The sequence below is a fragment of the Niabella sp. genome, from assembly GCF_030150205.1.
Classification (GTDB): domain Bacteria; phylum Bacteroidota; class Bacteroidia; order Chitinophagales; family Chitinophagaceae; genus Niabella.
This window is the reverse complement of sequence record NZ_JASLGT010000002.1, coordinates 1-18,407: the sequence shown is the minus strand read 5'-3', so window position 1 is coordinate 18,407 and position 18,407 is coordinate 1. Positions and strand designations below refer to the sequence as shown.

At 47.5% G+C, this 18,407-nt stretch carries 18 protein-coding genes and 1 pseudogene; 3 read left to right on the top strand and 16 right to left on the bottom strand.

All coding sequences use genetic code 11. From position 1 onward, the window contains the following. Positions 1-10: 10 nt before the first annotated feature. Both Q1V85_RS00645 and Q1V85_RS00640 read right to left on the bottom strand, forming a co-directional pair. On the bottom strand, positions 11-1,009 hold the full coding sequence (locus Q1V85_RS00645) for a HEPN domain-containing protein (RefSeq protein ID WP_300596378.1): 999 nt from the start codon (positions 1,007-1,009) through the stop codon (positions 11-13). 301 nt (positions 1,010-1,310) lie between these two features. Continuing rightward, positions 1,311-1,967 (bottom strand): hypothetical protein, encoded by a 657-nt coding sequence (locus tag Q1V85_RS00640; protein ID WP_300596376.1) that lies wholly within the window; start codon positions 1,965-1,967, stop codon positions 1,311-1,313. A 62-nt stretch (positions 1,968-2,029) separates the two neighbouring features. On the opposite strand from Q1V85_RS00640, the gene Q1V85_RS00635 reads away from it, so the two are divergent. After that, positions 2,030-2,443 (top strand): hypothetical protein, encoded by a 414-nt coding sequence (locus Q1V85_RS00635; RefSeq protein WP_300596374.1) that lies wholly within the window; start codon positions 2,030-2,032, stop codon positions 2,441-2,443. A 33-nt stretch (positions 2,444-2,476) separates the two neighbouring features. Here Q1V85_RS00635 and Q1V85_RS00630 read toward each other — a convergent pair whose 3' ends face one another. After that, positions 2,477-3,586, bottom strand: a complete 1,110-nt coding sequence (locus tag Q1V85_RS00630; protein ID WP_300596372.1) for a DUF2911 domain-containing protein — start codon at positions 3,584-3,586, stop codon at positions 2,477-2,479. Positions 3,587-3,791: 205 nt separating this feature from the next. Here Q1V85_RS00630 and Q1V85_RS00625 point away from each other — a divergent pair, with 205 nt between their 5' ends. Continuing rightward, entirely contained in the window at positions 3,792-4,064 is a 273-nt protein-coding gene (locus tag Q1V85_RS00625; RefSeq protein ID WP_300596370.1) for a DUF4242 domain-containing protein, read from the top strand. 37 nt (positions 4,065-4,101) lie between these two features. Here Q1V85_RS00625 and trmD read toward each other — a convergent pair whose 3' ends face one another. The 8 genes and pseudogenes from trmD to Q1V85_RS00585 form a co-directional block, all read right to left on the bottom strand. Continuing rightward, positions 4,102-4,779, bottom strand: a complete 678-nt coding sequence (gene trmD / locus Q1V85_RS00620) for a tRNA (guanosine(37)-N1)-methyltransferase TrmD (RefSeq protein WP_300596368.1) — start codon at positions 4,777-4,779, stop codon at positions 4,102-4,104. A gap of 91 nt (positions 4,780-4,870) precedes the next feature. Then, positions 4,871-5,476 (bottom strand): hypothetical protein, encoded by a 606-nt coding sequence (locus Q1V85_RS00615; RefSeq protein WP_300596366.1) that lies wholly within the window; start codon positions 5,474-5,476, stop codon positions 4,871-4,873. Then, on the bottom strand, positions 5,466-5,969 hold the full coding sequence (locus Q1V85_RS00610) for a sigma-70 family RNA polymerase sigma factor (protein ID WP_300596364.1): 504 nt from the start codon (positions 5,967-5,969) through the stop codon (positions 5,466-5,468). Before Q1V85_RS00610 ends, Q1V85_RS00615 begins: the two co-directional genes overlap by 11 nt. 38 nt (positions 5,970-6,007) lie before the next feature. After that, positions 6,008-6,199: a hypothetical protein gene (locus Q1V85_RS00605; RefSeq protein WP_300596362.1), complete on the bottom strand. Its 192-nt coding sequence runs from the start codon at positions 6,197-6,199 to the stop codon at positions 6,008-6,010. A gap of 90 nt (positions 6,200-6,289) precedes the next feature. Continuing rightward, positions 6,290-7,162: a TraB/GumN family protein gene (locus Q1V85_RS00600; protein ID WP_300596360.1), complete on the bottom strand. Its 873-nt coding sequence runs from the start codon at positions 7,160-7,162 to the stop codon at positions 6,290-6,292. Between the two features lie 104 nt (positions 7,163-7,266). Further along, positions 7,267-7,656 (bottom strand): RNA-binding S4 domain-containing protein, encoded by a 390-nt coding sequence (locus Q1V85_RS00595; protein ID WP_300596358.1) that lies wholly within the window; start codon positions 7,654-7,656, stop codon positions 7,267-7,269. Between the two features lie 96 nt (positions 7,657-7,752). Next, positions 7,753-8,123, bottom strand: a pseudogene (locus Q1V85_RS00590) (GxxExxY protein). Between the two features lie 80 nt (positions 8,124-8,203). Beyond that, positions 8,204-9,568, bottom strand: coding sequence for a dipeptidase (locus tag Q1V85_RS00585; RefSeq protein ID WP_300596356.1), 1,365 nt, complete (start codon positions 9,566-9,568; stop codon positions 8,204-8,206). A 244-nt stretch (positions 9,569-9,812) separates the two neighbouring features. Here Q1V85_RS00585 and Q1V85_RS00580 point away from each other — a divergent pair, with 244 nt between their 5' ends. Further along, entirely contained in the window at positions 9,813-10,253 is a 441-nt protein-coding gene (locus tag Q1V85_RS00580) for a hypothetical protein (RefSeq protein WP_300596354.1), read from the top strand. A 5-nt stretch (positions 10,254-10,258) separates the two neighbouring features. On the opposite strand, the gene Q1V85_RS00575 is transcribed toward Q1V85_RS00580, so the two are convergent. The 5 genes from Q1V85_RS00575 to Q1V85_RS00555 form a co-directional block, all read right to left on the bottom strand. Beyond that, entirely contained in the window at positions 10,259-11,365 is a 1,107-nt protein-coding gene (locus Q1V85_RS00575) for an efflux RND transporter periplasmic adaptor subunit (RefSeq protein ID WP_300596352.1), read from the bottom strand. Positions 11,366-11,397: 32 nt separating this feature from the next. Further along, positions 11,398-14,676 carry an efflux RND transporter permease subunit gene (locus Q1V85_RS00570; protein ID WP_300596350.1) on the bottom strand — a complete coding sequence of 1,093 codons (3,279 nt, stop codon included), beginning with the start codon at positions 14,674-14,676 and terminating at the stop codon, positions 11,398-11,400. A gap of 39 nt (positions 14,677-14,715) precedes the next feature. Continuing rightward, a complete protein-coding gene (locus Q1V85_RS00565; protein ID WP_300596348.1) occupies positions 14,716-16,101 on the bottom strand; it encodes a TolC family protein in 1,386 nt (461 codons plus the stop codon). A 104-nt stretch (positions 16,102-16,205) separates the two neighbouring features. After that, on the bottom strand, positions 16,206-17,534 hold the full coding sequence (locus Q1V85_RS00560) for a HAMP domain-containing sensor histidine kinase (protein WP_300596346.1): 1,329 nt from the start codon (positions 17,532-17,534) through the stop codon (positions 16,206-16,208). A 3-nt stretch (positions 17,535-17,537) separates the two neighbouring features. Further along, positions 17,538-18,212 (bottom strand): response regulator transcription factor, encoded by a 675-nt coding sequence (locus Q1V85_RS00555; protein WP_300596344.1) that lies wholly within the window; start codon positions 18,210-18,212, stop codon positions 17,538-17,540. Between the last annotated feature and the right edge of the window lie 195 nt (positions 18,213-18,407).

The window sequence follows — 18,407 nt, the reverse complement described above, 5'->3', positions numbered from 1 at the left end:
CTACTCCATTTTACCGGCGTGCTGCATCAATGAGTGAAAAATAGCGGTTCATATGCCGGGCAGCAACCTCCTCTGCACAAACCAGGATGGTTGCAATCTTTTCCTTCAGTACTTCCAGGGAATGATCCGGCACTGTAAAATCATTCTGATAACGCGCACCGGTGTAGGCAGCTTCCAGCAGCTCCAGCATTTCAATTTCCGCAGCTGTTTTAAAAAAAGAAGCAAATTTCCGATGAATACGGCTGCAATGGTACAACAATTCCCGGATGGAATGCTGGCGCAGGTAAACGCCGGAAAACGCTGCCGCAAACCCGCGCAACGACAGCTCCGCAGCCTGATGCAACATAAAACAAGCCAGCCCGTTGGCACCCTCCTTTTGAAAAAGCAACGCATGTTCAAAGAGCCGCCGGCCTCTTCCGGAGCCGGTTTCAAAGGTTTCCCTTGACTTTGCCAGCCATTCCTGAACTACCTGGCCATCTATTGGATCCAGGGCAGCTCCATCCCGGACATACACCAGCCGTTCTTCATTGCAGCTCAACACGCAAAAAAGATTTCCCTGTTTCCGCTGTTGTTGAAACTGACTGCGCTGGCACAATGTAAACCGGATGTTCCAGCTTCCAAACGTAGCGGCATGAATATAGGCATGCAGGTCTCTAAAACCACGTACCTCCTGCGGCTGCAATACAATAAACAGGTCCAGACTGCATTGCTCCGCATGATACTCCAGCTCAAAAATAAAATCAGGCGTACACAAACCTGCGATCCATGCAATGACCTGCTCCCTTGAAAACAGCGCACAAACCTGCGTTGCTTCGATATGAGTCGCCTGGCCGGGATCAAACAAACGTTCCACGTCAGGAATCAGTTCATACAAATAATGCGCAAAGCCCCGCTCTGCCTCCTTTACAATCAGTTGTTTCAACAGGTTGCATTTGGTCGCATCATCCCATTGAGGCAGCAAGCCACCCCCATGCAGGGGCCGGGCCTCCGGTATTGTTTCGTTTTTCATTTATTGGTTTTTTATAGATCAGAAAATTTATAACAAAGAAAATTGGAGTATACCGGCATTAACAGCACGGCAATAGCAAGTGTATTACCGGCCCTGGGTGCAATGCCTGGTATCAGGAACCGGTATCAAAAGCCGCTACTGCGTGAAACAGCCCCTGCATATTGGGGGTGTTCCGGCATATTAGTATAGCTATTTACCAGCAGACGCCGAATCAGTTTCAGAATGACTGTGCCCAATCAATCGACTTTGAAGACTGTCCTCATTTAAGACATTCTTCGGTTCCTTGGATCGGCCAACTATTTTATTCCGAAGGTTTTTCTTTTGTACCATCCTCAACGCCAAACAGTGCGGGGTATTGTTTGATCATATAATACGGAGCCCACAGCATACACAGCAACGACTCATAATCAAAAAGGGCATTCTTACGATCGATATTAAAATACGCGCCATACCCTAACACGCAATCCAAAACAGACCAAAGGTAAATACGGGCCTTCCCTTCAGCGTAAGTATTTGTAAAACCCAATATCTGCTGAAAGGCCTTGTCCGTTTCCGGAAGGTACCGGTAAATCACATTGCGATCGGCAATAAACAGCTGCCTCTTCTTCATTTTCATCCACTCCCGGGTAGCATAGTGGGATGCATCCATCAGCAAATGAAAATGCATGGCGAACCGCAACAGGAATTTCCGGTCCATATCCTCACTGAAGGCGCTGTACTCCGCACAAAGCGTACAATGTACCCATTCATTCCATAAGGCTTGCAGATCTTCTAGCGCAGTACTATCCAATACCCGCATAAGGCAGTGAAACGGATTGGACTTAACAAGATGCATAAAATGATAGCTGGGTTTGAAGTTGCTTTCTTCGAACCGGTCCTGATGTTTTTCTTCCTCGGATTCAAAAGGGCGGGGATCATCGGATACGATCGAGAGAATCTCGTTATTTTTGTTATTCATGGCTGTGTGTTTTATTATTAGCACCCCAAAGATACAAACCTATTTGTGATAAACAAACAAAAATGAACAAACTTTCAACTTTTTTTGAACGGCTGGAGCAATTCAGTGCAGCTGAGGGATTTAAGTCGATCAATGATTTTGCCATTAACGGACTGAAATACAGGTCTTCACAGAAGCTGAACCGCCTCAGGGATGGTAAAAACAAGCCTTCACTGGAGATCATTGAAGACATTAAAAACAGGTTTGCAAATGCAGATCTGAACTGGCTGATCGCTAATAAAGGAGAGAAATACCTGACAGGGGCTGACCTGGTCTTACACGAACCTTCTGAAACCAAACCCTGTAAGGAATGTGAGCTAAGGGAAAAGATCATTGCCAGCCAGGAACAGGCAATAAAGGCTTTGCAGGGCCAGGCCGATGCCCTGCAACTAAGTATGGAGATCATCAGCCGGAAGGTCACCCGGAAAAACGGGTAGCAATTACAGGATCATCATTTCAGCGTTACAGGATCAGTTAATATCCTTTCCCGCCTGCAGTTTTGCGATCTGTTCCTGCAGGTTATTCCGGGTATTAATTTCACTGGCTTTAGACAACGCCTGTTGTGCATATTTTAGCGCCGCTTTATAGTCCGCCATTGCAGAATATGCACGCGTCATCCCCACCAGCGTTGTAAACTCGTTGGGATGTTTTTTATAATTATCCTTAAAAACGGCAATGGCCTCTTTTAGTTTTTTTTGTTGCATCAGGGTACGGCCATACAGATGCACCTCGTTCATATCTGCATGAGCAAGCGCCGTCTTCATTACCGCTGCCGCCTCCTCATTTCGCCCCGCCTTTTCCAGCAATTGTGCCTTTGTATTCAGCGCAACGAATGCCCTTTCGCCACCAAAATTTTTCCCTGTCGCTGAATCGGCCCAAAGCAGCGCCTGGTCTAAATTAACGTTCCGTTGAAGGCACCAGAACGCCGCCTGGTTCCAGGTTTGCCAGCCAAAGCCTTTATCGGTTCTCAATTCCTGTCGAAACACCGCCAGCTGATCATTGATATAATCCGTTTCCACCCTAAAAGGGATGGCCAGCTTTTCCCATTGCAACGTAATGGTGGCACCGGTTTCCGTTTCATCTGAAAACTCATATTTCAACCGCTCTATACTTTTCTCCAGCGGCACCGGCTTTACAGCCACCCGCAGGGCGTCTTCTTTCGCGTCATAAAAATAGCTGCCCCAGGAGCCGGAGTTCTTTGAAAAGACCAGGGTGCATTCAGCTGGTCCGTATGCAATAAAAAAGCCATACTTACCTGCGGGGAGTGGTTGTCCTTCAATTTTGACCGCATTCGAAAATTGGATAGTCGTATTCTCATTCGCACCGGCGCGCCAGGGAGCCGCCTTACTGTTTCCAAAACCCAAGTCCCCAAACCCGGTATACACCAGTCCTCCCCAGATCTTTCCTTCCCGGCCTTTTACTGCCGGGCGGTCATAATGAATCGTTATATCCGTCAGTCCGACCCGTTCACTTACAGAGGCCTTCTTGTTTTCTCCACTGGGAGGTGTGGTCAGCAATACCTGTGCCTGGGCAAACATAGCAGCAAAACAGGCAACCCATAAAAGCAGTTCCTTTTTCATTGTTTTATCGTTTATACAAAAATAATCTACTTAATTACAGCTTTGCAAAACCATCGGCGACAAAACCCTGTTTCAGGCATCACTAATCCGCTATTTCGTAGTCACCGCTGGTATTTCACCTTTTTTGGCGATGGCCTGCCCCCGGTATTTTGAGTAAATTTATAGGTTGATAAAACAATATAATACCGGCTTAAATTTTTATTATATGCCTAAATATGTAATCGAACGGGAAATTCCGGGTGCAGGGAATCTTACTCCCGATCAGCTAAAAAATGTTTCCGAAACCTCTTGTAATGTGTTGCGCGAAATGGGACCAGAGATTCAATGGGTACAAAGCTATGTAACCGGCAACAAAATTTATTGCGTGTACATTGCGCCAAACGAGGAGTGGATCCGGGAACATGCCAAACAGGGAGGTTTTCCAGCCAACGCCGTCAATGAGATCGCAACAGTTATCGATCCCACTACAGCGGAATAAATGGTAGCCCTGGTAGTCATTATATACCACACAGGTTTTAGTCGGTCAGCAGATCCGGCCGGCGGTCTTTTGTGCGCTGCAACGCCTGTTCATAGCGCCATTCTTCAATTTTAGCGTGGTTGCCGCTCATCAGCACATCCGGAACCGTCATGCCCTCAAAATCAACCGGACGGGTATACACCGGAGGCGCCAGCAGGTTGTCCTGGAACGAGTCTGTCAAAGCCGAGGTTTCATCATTCAGCACCCCCGGCAGCAGGCGTCCGATGGCATCCACCAGCACGGCAGCGGCCAGTTCTCCGCCGCTTAATACATAATCCCCGATGGAAATTTCAAGCGTTATATATTTCTGGCGGATGCGCTCATCAATCCCTTTATAGTGACCACAGATGATCAGCAGGTTTTCCTTTAAGGAAAGCGTGTTGGTCATCCGCTGGTTCAGTGTTTTTCCATCCGGCGTTACATAGATAATTTCATCAAATTTCCGGTTTGCCGAAAGTTCAGCAATAGCGCTTACCAGCGGCTCGCACATCATCACCATACCAGCCCCGCCACCATATTGATAGTCATCTACCTGGCCATATTCATTCACCGCCCATTTGCGTAAATGATGTACCGCCACCGTAAGCAAACCCTTATCCTGTGCACGCTTCATAATACTGTGTTCAAAAGGGCTGTTCAGTAATTCGGGTAAAACGGAAATGATATCGATATGCATGAAAGAAAATTGAGATTTCAGAGTTGAGCTGTCAGCGATTAGCCGTCAGCATAAAACAGGCGCAAATTACCGATTAAAAATTCAAAAAACCTTATTCTTCTTTTAGTGTATCCAGCACCTGCTTCAGCTGTTTTACATAACGGCCATAGAACCGGTTGATCCATAGAAGGGTAAATGTAACGATCAGCACGGTTGCCACCACTACCAGCAACAATACAAGGTAGGGGTTTACAAATACCTCCAACCGAACATGCCGGGCCTGCAGGTCTGAATAGATCAGCATTCCGATCGTAAAATAAGCGAAGGGCATAATCAGAAAAGAAAACGATTTATACCGTTCCATATTCAGCCGCAGATCATAATACAACTGCAAAAGATTGTCCTTTGTACGGGCATCATATAGCTGCACCTGGTGGTAGAATTTATAGAAATGATACAGGTAGTAAACGCAGGCCATCACCAGCAGCGCATACCCCATATAATAAATGGGGAACAACGATGGCAGCAGCTTCAGTTGAAAAGGGAAAACCCCGATTAACACAATTGCCAAAACCTGTACGACAAATTCTTTTTTCATATTCCGTTTCAGCTGATCCAGCGGATGCTGTGCCGCTCTTAATTGTTCCACCGAGGCGGGAACCTGCACGTCATCGGCCCCTTCTTCGTTCCATTGTGATTTCAGCTCATCAAAATTCATAACCTTGTTTTTTTATAATGGTTTGTAATTTTTCTTTTGTCCGGTTTAGCCGCACCCGCGCATTTCCTTCACTAATGCCCAATTGCAGCCCGATTTCTTTGTGCGACATTCCCTCCATAAAATAGAAGATAACCGCTTTTTCCACCGGGTTCAGTTCCTGTGCAGCCTTATAAAAAGCATTCAGCTGCGTTTCCTTATGCGAAGACGCGCCTTCATCCACAGCGTCCGGAATATCCGTATAAGCAACTTGTTTTTTATAGGTCTGGTTCTTCTTTAAAAAAGTAATCGCCGTATTAATGGCCACCCGGTACATCCAGGTAGAAAACCGGCTTTCGCCTTTAAATCCCTGGTACGATTTCCAGAGCTGCACAATGATCTCCTGGTGCAGATCTTCCCGGTCTTCTGGGTGATCCATATACATACGGGCCACTTTATGCAATATTCCTGCATGTTGCTTGATGCTGGTCAGGAAAAATTCTTCTGATTGCGACACGCGTTGTTCTGGTTTATAAGTTGTAAATCAATACAGTATTAGTACTTTACCCGTTTCCCGGAATTGATTCCGCTATCGGATGGATGGGGTACCGGTTTCCCGCTGGCTTCGTGCTTCCGGGCTGCCGGAAGCAGTGTCGCCGCTTCCCGCTCCATTCTTGATTTTCGCAGATGCTGTGATACAACTACCAGCAGGAGCACGGTTACTGCAATTGAAACCCTTTTACTCATGTTTAACGAATTTATTACAGTAAGTCATTGCCGGGAGCCGTTCGTTACACATCTGCGATTCTTTTTTTGGGAGCGATGGATCAGACGGCTCTAATCCAAGACCGGTTTTACATCGTAGCCCTGCGCACGGAGCTGCGCCAGTACCCCGGCATTTCCCCAAAGATGGCCCGCACCCACGGCGAACAAAACAGGTTCGGTACGCATGATCCCTGGCATTTGGGTGGCCCAGTTATGGTTCCGTTTGGTCAGTAATAACGCTTCAGCCCGCTCCGACATAAACGCCGGGTTCTTCAATGTGCGGTCCAATGCCACCAGGTCCTCATTTTTGTACGCCGTTACCATGGCCACACTGGCGGTTTTATATTGGTCGCCTTTTTTCAGCAGATCGATACAGTCATCCCAATTATAGATCTGCTCGATGTAATGCGTCTGTTCGCTTATTTTTTCCAGCCCCCTTACTGTTTTTTTGTCTTTCAACGCCAGGCTGATGAGCTCCAGTTCCATCATTTTCATTGCTTCCTGCGGACAATCGATCGCCTTTAACGCAAACAGTGAATACAAACCGGCAATGGTAAAATGATCTGCTTGCTCCAGGGTAAGATTATACAGTTTCAATGCGGACTTCATGGCTTCGGTTTGCTGTGGACTCAGTTGCCCGCTGATGGTCTTTTCGCCCTGCATCAACCTACCCATCGCCACTCTTTCCGTGGGGTCTGTAAAATCCACTTCCAGGTACAGACCCGTAACAGCGTTCAGGGCATTCAGCACTTTTGGTTTCAGCTGGAAATCTTTTTTGCACAAAGCGTGGATGGTCCCCAGTACATAAGATGGTTTTGCCAATCCATTTCCGGAAATTTCCCAAAGCAGGCTGGTGACCGGGGAAATGTTTCTTTTTGTTTTAAATTGAGCCATTGCACTCACACATAAAATAACTGCTACTGCTAAAAGGGTTGCTTTTTTCATTTTTAACCAATTTATACAGTAAGTAGTCCGGCAAGCTGATTCGTTACAATCTTTTTTATTTTCTGTCAGGATAGGCGGCAGTGCTCAACGTTCGTTGCCGAAGTCTATTCTTCCCCATCCATAAAATCATCCAGGTCCCTGCGCTCTTTTTTAGTCGGACGCCCGATCTTACTCAAACGCTTACCACTGAAAAATGAAGCTGCCTGGATCTTGGCCTTTTCCAGTTCTTCTGCCGGAGTCAGATCGATATAATGTTTGATGGCCTCCTCGTACTTAACACGGGTATGCAACAGACCCGTAACCTTTATAACCCACTTACGGCCTTCGGTACGTACATCATATACATCGCCCAGGTGCACGTTCTTCCCCGGCTTGGCAGGTTCCTCCTGGTATTTCACCTTATTGTCGTTGCAGGCATCGGTAGCCAGCCTCCTTGTTTTAAAAAGCCGGATGGACCAGAGGTATTTATCTAAACGTAATTTTTCCTTTTCCATTTTTTTAATGCCACGAATGCACGAATTTATTATTAAGCATTTTAGAAACCACGCAATGATTGGAATCTGTTCTTTTACAAAGAAAAATAATTCCTTTTACAATACGATTCTTTTATAATTCAATCGGAGTTCACCCAGGTTCACCAACAATGCAAGCCGATTTTGAGAAACTTTAAGATAGTTAATACATTGCTCCAAATGCTTATCTATGAGTGCAGCCACTCCCTTTATTTCAAGAATTATTTTATCATACACAATAAAATCAGCATAAAAGCTATGCGACAGCACGATGTTTTTATAATGAACAAGATATTTTTTTCCCTTTCATAAGGGATTGATCTTTGCTGAAATTCGTATTCCAGCGCATCTTTATACACGATCTCGGAAAAACCAGGTCCTAAATTATTATGAACCTCCATACAGGCACCGATGATCTGGTAGCTTTCATCTTTGTAAACGATGTTCATAGTATGTTAGCATTAAATACATTGAATACCACAAATGCACGAATCAGCTTAAGTCATTCGTGCATTCGTGGCCATTTAGCTTATTCCCCAAAATACTTATGAAAATAAGGAATGGTTTCAATGCCTTTATAATAGTTCTCGATATTGTATTTTTCGTTGGGGCTGTGCAGGCCATCATTATCCAGGCCAAAGCCCATGAAGATAATCTTGATACCCAGTTCATGCTCCAACACCGAACAAATTGGAATACTGCCGCCGCCCTTTACCGGGATGGGCGTTTTACCAAATGTGGTTTCCAGCGCTTTGGAAGCCGACTGGTAGCCCTTGCTATCGATAGGCGTACCATAAGGTTCTCCACCATGATGTTCAAACGCGTTCACATCCACACAGGAAGGAGCGATCTTCCGGAAATGATCCAGCAACAGTTTGGTGATCTTTTCGCTGGATTGATTGGGCACCAATCTTGCAGAGATCTTAGCCGTAGCTTTTGCAGGCAACACCGTTTTAGCACCTTCCCCGGTATAACCACCCCAGATGCCGTTCAGCTCCAGGGTTGGCCGGATACCGGTACGCTCGTAGGTGGTGAATCCCTTCTCTCCATACAGTTCTTTAATGCCGATCTCGTCTTTATATTCCTGCTCGTTAAAGGGTGCTTTATTGATCAGTTCCCGTTCAGCAGCCGATACTTCCTGCACATCATCATAAAAACCCGGAATGGTGATATGATTGTCCGCATCATGACAACTGGCGATCATTTTAGAAAGGATCACAACGGGGTTGGCTACAGCACCGCCATAGGTACCACTATGCAGGTCCCTTGCTGCCGCCGTCACTTCTACTTCAATATAGCTTAGTCCGCGCACCCCTGTATCCAGGGAGGGGTTTTCCATGCTCAGCAACGAACTATCGCTGATCAGGATCACATCGGCTTTCAGCAAATCTTTATGCGCTGCCACAAAGGCCCCCAGGTTGGGCGATCCCACTTCCTCTTCACCTTCAATAATAAATTTTATATTGGTAGCCATCGTATCGGTCTTTACCATGGTTTCCAGCGCTTTTACATGCATGTAGAACTGCCCTTTATCATCGGCGCTGCCCCGCGCAAACACTTTACCGTCTTTGATCGTAGGTTCAAAAGGAGGGGTATTCCACAACTCCAGCGGCTCTACCGGCTGTACATCGTAATGACCATACACCAGTACCGTTGGTTTGGAAGGATCAATGATTTTTTCACCGTAAACCGCCGGATGCCCACAGGTTTCCATCACTTCTGCCTTATCACAACCCGAAGCCAGCAGCGCCGCCTTTACGGCTTCCGCACATTGTTTCATATCCGCTTTGTTCTCGCTCTTGGCGCTAATGGAAGGAATGCGCAAAAGATCCATCATCTCGTTGAGAAAACGCTCTTTATGTTCCTCCTGGTATTTTTTCCATACTTCAGACATAGTATAATTTTTTGTTCCCGCGAAGGTACGGAATTGGGCGGTTTGGCCTGAAAGTCCTCCGGCACATCCTAAACCCGGTATGTACCGTCATCTTCAATCAGCCATTTAAATACCAGGATCAGAGAAAGCAGGCATTTACCGCGCCAGCCGGCAAAAGAGGCGACTATCCGGATACGCATTCCGGCAGATGCGCCCCCTTTCAAAACCGCATAAATATGCGTAACTTTAAGGAAACAGGAAAACAATGAAAAAAGAGATTCTTGATGCCATTTTAAAGGCACTTGAAAAGGACACGGCGGGTGTGAAACAGGAGATCGATACACAGGAAAGCAACGCGGTTATTGATACGGAAGCCACCGCCGACCTGGATGCGCTTTCCCAGCGGGACCAGGCCACGGATATTTACAATTTGCTGCAGCAACCGGAAGAAACGGCGGCCGGCACCATTGCAACCGTAAAAAGATACCGGGAGCTGTCGCGCGGGGATGCAGGCCCCGGTGCGCTGGTGGAAACGACGGAATACTTTTTCCTGGTTGGAGTAGCCCTTCCTCCTTTGGAGGTAAACGGTAAAAAGATTGCAGGAATCACTACAGATGCCCCGGCATACGCCAATCTTGAAGGAAAAAGAAAAGGCGACGAAATCCACCTCGGTGAATGCGATTACCTGATCCTCTCCGTACAATAGCGCTGCTACTGCAAGGTAACTTTACCATCCACCGGGGCACCATTGCGCACTTCTTCCGTAACCCGGGTGATCAGCGTATCATTGGTATGCAGATCGCCGTATACAGCAACTTTTCCGGCCGTTTGCACCCCGGTCTGTACCGGAACCCAAACGGTTTTCCCGCTCACCACTTTGATCACATAGATCCCCTGGCTCGAATTCAGCAAGGCACTACCGGGTATTACAAAAGAAGCCTCCTTACCGGCCTGCAACGGGATTTGAACTTCCGGTATCATTCCCGGCAATAATTTCTTATCGGCATTCAATACATCCATTTCTACATGCTGTGCCCGCAGCCGGTTATCCAATGCGCCCGATACCCGGGAGGTTTTTGCTGTAAACTGCTGACCCGGCAATGATTTTACCGTAAACCGCACGGCACCATTTTGATCCAGCACACCGGCATTGCTTTCCGGAAGATTTACAACCAGGCGCAATTTCTTTTGCTCCTGCAGGGTAAACATCGGTACGGATCCGGCCCCCGGCCCTACATAGGCACCGGCGCTTACATTACGCGCTGTAATAACCCCGGAGAAAGGCGCCCGTATTTCCAGGTAATTGCGATTATCGTGCACTTCTTTTAATGCCGCTTTTGCCGCCTGGTACTGGGCATAGTCGGATTGCTGGCGCGCCCGTGCCACGTCCAGGTCATTCTGAGAAATGGTCCCCGGCGTTTTACTGGTTTCCAGCAACCGGTCATAGGTAGCCTTGCTGGCCAGGTAAACCGCTTCCTGCGATTGCATCCGTGATTGAGCCCCCTCACTTTGGGCATTCAGTTCCGGAGCTTCCATTACCGCCAGCAATTGCCCCGCACGCACTTCACTCCCCACATCCACATACAATTTTTTTACAAAACTGCTCACCTTTGCAAACAGATCCACGTGCTGAAAGGCAACCAGTTCTCCGGGAATCGACAAGGTATCCGACAGCGCCCCTTCCGTAAGCAGGAAGGCTTGTACTTCAGCTTGTTTTTCCGGGGCCTTTTCTTCACCCGCACTGGTTGAACTGCAGCTTTGCAAACCCATAGCAGCAGTTGCAACACCAGCCAGTATTATTTTTATGGTCTTTATCATAATTCCGTATAATTAATATAAACAAATCCAGTTTAATGGTGGTGTAAATTCGGTATGTAGTGTACACTTTCCGCATCTTCCGGATCCAGGGATACACTTGCTGTTTTTGCCTTGCCCTGTCCCCAGGCAAAAGCCAGCGGCAGGATAAATAAAGCCGCAACCGTAGAAGCGATCAATCCACCGATCACAGCGCGTCCCAGCGGTGAAGACTGGTCCCCTGCTTCACCCAGCCCCGATGCCATGGGAATCATACCCACTACCATCGCCAATGCCGTCATCAGGATGGGACGTATACGCAGGGCTGCCGCCTCCCGGGCCGACTTCACCGCATTTCCGTTATGTTTCCGGATCTGCTCTGCATTGGTGATCAAAAGTACCGCATTGGAAATAGATACCCCTACGGACATGATCATGCCCATATACGATTGCAGGTTCAGCGTAGAACCGCAGAGCATCAGCAGGGCCATCGACCCGAACAATACCGCCGGAACAGTAGCCAGTACGATCAGCGAAACCTTGAACGACTGGAAATTGGCCGCCAGCATCAGGAAGATCACCACAATGGCAACGATCAACCCGCTCTGTAAACTGTCCAGCGTATCCGTAAGCGTTTCGCTGAGCCCGATCAGATTCACGCTCAAACCACGCGGGAGCTTACCCAGCCCGTCGATGGCCTGCTGCACATCTTTAGCAGCCGCGCCCAGGTCTGTATTGTTAAGATTGGCCGTAACCGTCAGCATAGGCACGGAACCCAGGTTATCGGCCTCTCCATAAGTAACGTCCGGTTCAATGGTGGCCACATCCCCCAGCAGTGGTCGTGCATTATTGGCCGTAAGCGGTATTTCACCGATCGCGTTCTGGCTGGTCATTTCGTTCTCAGGGATCTGCACCTGTACGCTATAAGGCAGGTTCGATTTAGGATCCACCCACATATTTTTTTCCGTTAAACGGGAAGACGAGGTAGAGGCGATCAGCGAGCGGGAAATGGCATTTACATCTGTACCCAATTGTGCCGCTCGCAGCCTGTCGATATTGATATTCAGCGACGGGTAGCGGATCGATTGCCCCAGCTGCACGTCCCTTAAATAGGATATTTTTTTCAAACGCTCTACCATCATCAGGGCGTACTTTTCATTCAGCTTCTTATCCCTTCCGGAAAAACGGACTTCCACAGGCGTAGGCGAGCCCTGGCTCAGGATCTTATCGGTCAGCTCAATAGGTTCAAACGACAGTTTCATTTCCGGTGCAATCTCCCGGGCGCGCTTACGGATCTTATCTTTCAGTTCATCCAGGTTTACCTTGTAATCTTCGTTCAATGCTACCTGTAACACGGCTTCATGCGGTCCGGCCATCCAAAGGAAAATGGGCGCCGTGGAAAACAATTGCGGATGCACACCCACAAAGGAGGATGTAATGGATATATTCTTTTTCCCCACGATCTCATTTACCGCATTGATCAGGTCCAGGGTTTTGAGCTCCGTCCGTTCAATACGTGTTCCATCCGGTTCTCTTAACCGCACCTGGAATTGTTTACCATTCACTTTCGGCAATACGTCCCTGCCGATCTGATTCAGGAATAATAAAGCCATCAGTCCGATCACCAGGATATAACAGGATACGATCCATTTCCTGTAAGGCATCATCCGGTCGATAAACCGCATGTACCGCATCCGGAATTTTTCAAACCGGCTCACGTTCCCATCCCGGTTACTATCCGCGTTTTGCAGTAATATTTCCTTCTGCGACCAGGTATCTTCTTCGTTCTCGGCAATAGCAGCACTTTCAAACACCTCCTGTTCACTCAGTTCCTTTCCATCCTTGCCTTTCTTATGTTTGATCTTCATGATCCAGTTAGCCATTACCGGTACAAATGTCTGGGCCAGGAAATAAGAGGCGATCATACTAAAACCGATGGCCAACGCCAGGGGCAGGAATAAAGAACCGGGAATACCGCCCATCGTAAAAGCGGGTGCAAACACGGCGAGGATACAGAACAGGATCAGCAGCTTGGGAAACGCGATCTCCTTACACGCATCCCAGATGGCGAGGGCCTTGGGTTTGCCCATATCCAGGTGCTGGTGAATATTCTCGATCGTTACGGTACTTTCATCCACCAGGATCCCGATGGCCAGCGCCAGCCCGCTCAAGGTCATAATATTGATGGTTTGCCCGAACAGGCTCAGGAAGAGTACACCCGTGATAATAGAGGTGGGTATCGTCAGAATTACAATGAGTGCACCCCGCAGGTCACCCAGGAAAAGCATGACCATCAAACCCGTTAATATGGCACCGATCACCCCTTCACTCAACAAACTCTTTACCGAGTTCATTACATAGGTAGACTGGTCGAACTCGTAGCTGAGTTTTACATCTTCCGGCAGTTGGGACTGAATTTTGGGCAGGGCTTTTTTCAGGTTCTGCACCACCTCCCAGGTAGAAGCATCCGCAGCTTTGGCAATATCTACATATACGGAACGCTTGCCATTGATCAGCGCATAGCTGGTACTCACGTCTGCTCCATCTTCTACCGTAGCCACATCGCGCAAATACAAATTCGCAGCACCCGTGCCGGTAAACAACGGAATATTTTCAAAGTCTTTTATTTCCTTTAACGTGGTATTGGCAGGCGTTACATAGTTCTTATCATGTATGCGCACGTTGCCCGCAGGAGCAGAAAGGTTGTTGACCCGGAGTGCCGCCACCAGCTGATCCGCCGTCATATTATGCGCCCGCAGCAGTTCGGGGTTGGCCTTGATCACCACCGTACGTACGTTACCTCCAAAGGGTGTGGAGCCTACCAGGCCGGGGATGGACGTAAACGAAGAGCGCACATACACGTTGGCCAGATCGAGCAATTCATTATTACTACGCTTATCACTGCTCAGTACCAGCTGCCCCACCGGCAATGTAGACACATCAAACCGGATGATAAACGGCGGGTTAGAACCCTGGGGGAAGATCGCCTGGATCCGGTTAGAGAAGGCGCTGACCTCCGCCGCAGCCTGTGCCATATTGGTACCGGGGTAAAAATTGATCTTGATCAGTGTAAGGCTCTGGATATTTTTTGTCTCAATACTTTTTACCCCGTTTACGTACAACAGGATATTGATGTATTGTTTTCCAAAATACGCCTCCATTTGCTGCGCGGTATAGCCTCCAAACGGATGCGAAAGGTAAATCACCGGCAGATCCAGCTTGGGGAAGATATCTACCTTTATGGTAGTTACGGCCTTAATTCCGAAAAAGAAAAGCGCTGCCACCATTACCAGGATGGTAATCGGCTTTCTTAATGCAAAACGTATCAAATTCATAACGATCCCTGCTTTTTATTGGTCCTTATCCATTCGGGTTTATAACTGTCCGTCAAATATTTCAAAATCACCCAAAGCCGCAGCTTTTAGTAAAAGCGCCTGCCATACATTATTATTGGCAATGTCCCGGTCGGTTTCCGCCCGTATCAACGTGTAGCCGGCCTGCATCACATCCACCATATTGGTGAGCCCGTTTTTATACAGCACTGATTTCTGGTGGTAAGCATCACTGGCAGCCTTTACCTGCACCGGCGCTTCTTTGTAATTGGAAAGTGCATTGTTCATTTTGTTGTCTGCAGTACGCAATTGTGTTTTTAGCTGCAACGCGGCCGCGTTATATTCTTCCTGCAGGGCCTGGCTGATCATCCGCTGCGCGTTTACCTGTTTAGACAAGCGTACCGGCTGAATAATGTTCCAGGTAACGCCCACTCCAACGAGGTAGTTGGAACGGTTCGGGTTGATTCCCTTAAAGTAATCCGATGAAAAATGGGTTTGATCCGTCACATAATCACTACCAAAACCCGATGCCCGGGATTGCCATACCCCAACCAGTGAAAATGCGGGATAGTATTGCGTTTTAATATAATGCGACTGCTGATCGCTGACCGCTATCCGGCTTTTGTAATAGTCCAGTACCGGGTGCTGTGGCTCCGGATTCAGGGTATCGGTATAACTACCGGGAATCCTCGAAACAAATATGGTATCAATAGTAAAGCTGGTGTCTTCTGAACCGATCAGTTGCGCCAGTATATTTTTTTGTTCCTGTTCCCTGTCCCCCGCATTGGTCAGCAGGATCTGCGCACTGGAATATTCCGCATTGGCCAATGATGAATCCACGCCGGCGATCAATCCGCTTTTTACACGGGCGATTACAAACCTGCGGATGGAATCAGCCCGGTTTAGGTTTTTTTCATACGACCGGGTAATCTGGTGGCTGGCTACCAGGGTAAGATAAGCGGCGGCCACTTTTATTTTATGTTCAAACAATTCCTGCGCCAGGTCCTTTGTATCGCGTTGCCATACCTGCTGCGCCACCTTAACCTTTTCCCGGTATTTTCCAAATGCAAAAAACTCCCAGTTTACATTGGTAAGATACAATGCTCCAAAAGCCGCATTCCAGTTTTGACCAGTCAGTGCCGGTCCGGACGAAGCGGCGGCCAAACCACCAAAACCATAGAGCGGGCCATTGGTTCCGTTGATGGTACCATAATCCTGCTGCACACCCAGGTTCACATTAGGCAGCTGCTCTTTACGGGCGGCTGCAATCAATTGTTCGGATGCCTTGGCATAGGCCGTCTTTGCCTTTATAGAAGGATAATTTTCCGTTGCGATCCGGATCGCATCTTTCAGCGAAAGCGGCGACTGGGCGTCTGTTATGTTGGAAAGAAGCACTGCAAACAGTACTAAAAGCGATCTTTTGTGCATTGTTATTGCGCTGTTTGATTGGAAACAATGCGCAAATCAACTGGATCTTTTTGAAGCAATTTTGAAGCTGAAATAAAAATGACCACCGGCTTACAAAATCTTGCTCAGGCCTCGGCAAAGACCACCCGCTGAAAGCTGGCATTGGAGGGAATTACATCGATTTCGGATAAATAATTTTCGTTAAAGTAAACACAGAAAATATGCCGGCTCTCTACATAAGCATAAGAGACCCGGAAATTACAAACTTCACAGATCTGTTTTACGATCGCCAGCCCCAGCCCGACGCCTTCATTTTTTTGACTGCCTTTTTTGAACCGCCGGAACAGGTCCTTATGCGGAATGGTTACCGGAGTTCCGGTATTGCTGATCCGGAAATAATCTGTGGTCAGCTCTACATGAACCGATCCGTTTTCTTCATTGTACCGGATGGCATTGCGCATCAGGTTGGCTACCAAAATATCGGCCAGCGTGGGATGTATCTGTATAAACACCTGGCTGTCGGTGTTCTGCGTAACCGTGATATTTTTTAGATCGGCCCAATAAGCATAGGTTTCAATCACGTTTTTCGCGATCCGGCAGAATCGTATCTTTTCGCGGGTATTGAACTCATGGTTCTCCATCCGGGCCAGCAATACCAGCGATTTTGTAATATTGGAAAGCTTGCTGATTTCCATCTGCATATGCTCGATCAGGTCTGCCTGCTGACTGTTTAGCGGTGTTTGGGTCAACAGTTCCGTTTTTGTACGCAGCACGGCCAATGGTGTCTGCAGCTCATGTGATGCATTTTCGCTGAACTCCCGCGCCGTGGCATATTCCTCCATCGCCTTATTGGTCATGGTTTCTATAAAACAATTGAGCTCATTGAATTCTTTGGTGGATGAGCGCTCAAGCTGCAGCTTTTGTTTCTGACGTATATTAAAATTCCGGATGGCCTCCATCGTGTTTTTAAACGGCTTGAACAGGATCCGGGACAGGATCCGCGCAGATATCAGCACCGCAATGCCCAACAGCAACATTTTCCACAGCAGGGTAATAAACATGCTGCTGAAAAATTCACTGGGGTTAATAAAATAATTGTGCGAAGTAACCTTGTAAGTAACGCCATTCACCTGCCGGTAGCTGGTTACAAAAAGCGCCAGCTCCTTTTCACTCATGCCTTCTACATTATCCACCCGCCGGACCACCTGCGGATTTTCTTTGGGAACCGGGCCTTTAATAACAGCAATTTCAATTTCCCGGTCCCGGATAAAATCATCAACCGGTTTTCCTTCTTTCAGCAGGCTGTAGATCCGCTCATTTACCGACAACAGGCGCTTCTCCTCAAACTCGATCATTTTGCGTTTGATGCCTGCCCGGGAAATGATCATTGTAACCGGGGTAATGACCAGGATAATGCAAAGGAACCAAAGGGATATCTTATTGATCAGCTTCATGTGTCAGAGTTTAAAACGGTAACCCAAACCGTATACGGTTTCGATATAATCATTACCATTCGCCGCCGCAATCTTTTTACGAAGGTTCTTGATGTGCTGGTAAATAAAATCAAAGTTCGCAAGATTATCGGTATAATCCCCCCACAAATGGGTAGCGATGGCCTGGCGGGAAAGCACCCGGTCCTTGTTCACGATAAAATACAGCAGGAGATCAAATTCTTTGGGGGTAATATCCAGCAGGAAGGAATTGACCCTTGCTTCAATGGTATTGGTATTCAGTTCTATTTCGTTAGCCGTAACAATATGACTGCCCTGGAGACTGTTCCGGCGGTACATCGCACGCAACCGCGCATGCAGTTCCGGAAGGTGAAAGGGCTTGGTAATATAATCATCTGCGCCACCTTCCAGCCCGTTTATTTTATCATCCAGTGCATCGCGGGCCGATATGATCAGCACATGGCTGACGATCTTCTCCGTTTTTATAAACCGGAGCACTTCCAGCCCGTCGCCATCCGGAAGCATAATATCCAGCAGGATAAAGTCGTAGGTGAATACGGATAATTTTTCCCTTGCCTCATCTACCCCAAACGCACAGGTGCAAATAAAATGCTCTGCCTCCAGGTAATCCCTTACGCTGGCCGACAAAGCACTATTATCTTCGACAATTAAAATTTTCATCCCCCGCAAAAGTACGCAGGAGTTTTGAAGAAATTTTGAAGGGCCGGGGCCTGATAGCTATCAGATTCTGTGTTAATTACCAAATAGAAGTTTTAATTTTTTTAATACTTTTGTGTTTTAGGCGGCTTTATGCCAGCCTGTGTAAGAGAGCAATTATTTAATATTGCTCTCTACTTTTTTATTGCACTTCTGTAG

Bases quoted from the DNA above. Each gene is read 5' to 3' on its own strand.
- Q1V85_RS00645 (WP_300596378.1), bottom strand. From the start codon at position 1,009: ATGAAAAACGAAACAATACCGGAGGCCCGGCCCCTGCATGGGGGTGGC.
- Q1V85_RS00640 (WP_300596376.1), bottom strand. From the start codon at position 1,967: ATGAATAACAAAAATAACGAGATTCTCTCGATCGTATCCGATGATCCC.
- Q1V85_RS00635 (WP_300596374.1), top strand. From the start codon at position 2,030: ATGAACAAACTTTCAACTTTTTTTGAACGGCTGGAGCAATTCAGTGCA.
- Q1V85_RS00630 (WP_300596372.1), bottom strand. From the start codon at position 3,586: ATGAAAAAGGAACTGCTTTTATGGGTTGCCTGTTTTGCTGCTATGTTT.
- Q1V85_RS00625 (WP_300596370.1), top strand. From the start codon at position 3,792: ATGCCTAAATATGTAATCGAACGGGAAATTCCGGGTGCAGGGAATCTT.
- trmD (WP_300596368.1), bottom strand. From the start codon at position 4,779: ATGCATATCGATATCATTTCCGTTTTACCCGAATTACTGAACAGCCCT.
- Q1V85_RS00615 (WP_300596366.1), bottom strand. From the start codon at position 5,476: ATGAATTTTGATGAGCTGAAATCACAATGGAACGAAGAAGGGGCCGAT.
- Q1V85_RS00605 (WP_300596362.1), bottom strand. From the start codon at position 6,199: ATGAGTAAAAGGGTTTCAATTGCAGTAACCGTGCTCCTGCTGGTAGTT.
- Q1V85_RS00600 (WP_300596360.1), bottom strand. From the start codon at position 7,162: ATGAAAAAAGCAACCCTTTTAGCAGTAGCAGTTATTTTATGTGTGAGT.
- Q1V85_RS00595 (WP_300596358.1), bottom strand. From the start codon at position 7,656: ATGGAAAAGGAAAAATTACGTTTAGATAAATACCTCTGGTCCATCCGG.
- Q1V85_RS00585 (WP_300596356.1), bottom strand. From the start codon at position 9,568: ATGTCTGAAGTATGGAAAAAATACCAGGAGGAACATAAAGAGCGTTTT.
- Q1V85_RS00580 (WP_300596354.1), top strand. From the start codon at position 9,813: ATGAAAAAAGAGATTCTTGATGCCATTTTAAAGGCACTTGAAAAGGAC.
- Q1V85_RS00575 (WP_300596352.1), bottom strand. From the start codon at position 11,365: ATGATAAAGACCATAAAAATAATACTGGCTGGTGTTGCAACTGCTGCT.
- Q1V85_RS00570 (WP_300596350.1), bottom strand. From the start codon at position 14,676: ATGAATTTGATACGTTTTGCATTAAGAAAGCCGATTACCATCCTGGTA.
- Q1V85_RS00565 (WP_300596348.1), bottom strand. From the start codon at position 16,101: ATGCACAAAAGATCGCTTTTAGTACTGTTTGCAGTGCTTCTTTCCAAC.
- Q1V85_RS00560 (WP_300596346.1), bottom strand. From the start codon at position 17,534: ATGAAGCTGATCAATAAGATATCCCTTTGGTTCCTTTGCATTATCCTG.
- Q1V85_RS00555 (WP_300596344.1), bottom strand. From the start codon at position 18,212: ATGAAAATTTTAATTGTCGAAGATAATAGTGCTTTGTCGGCCAGCGTA.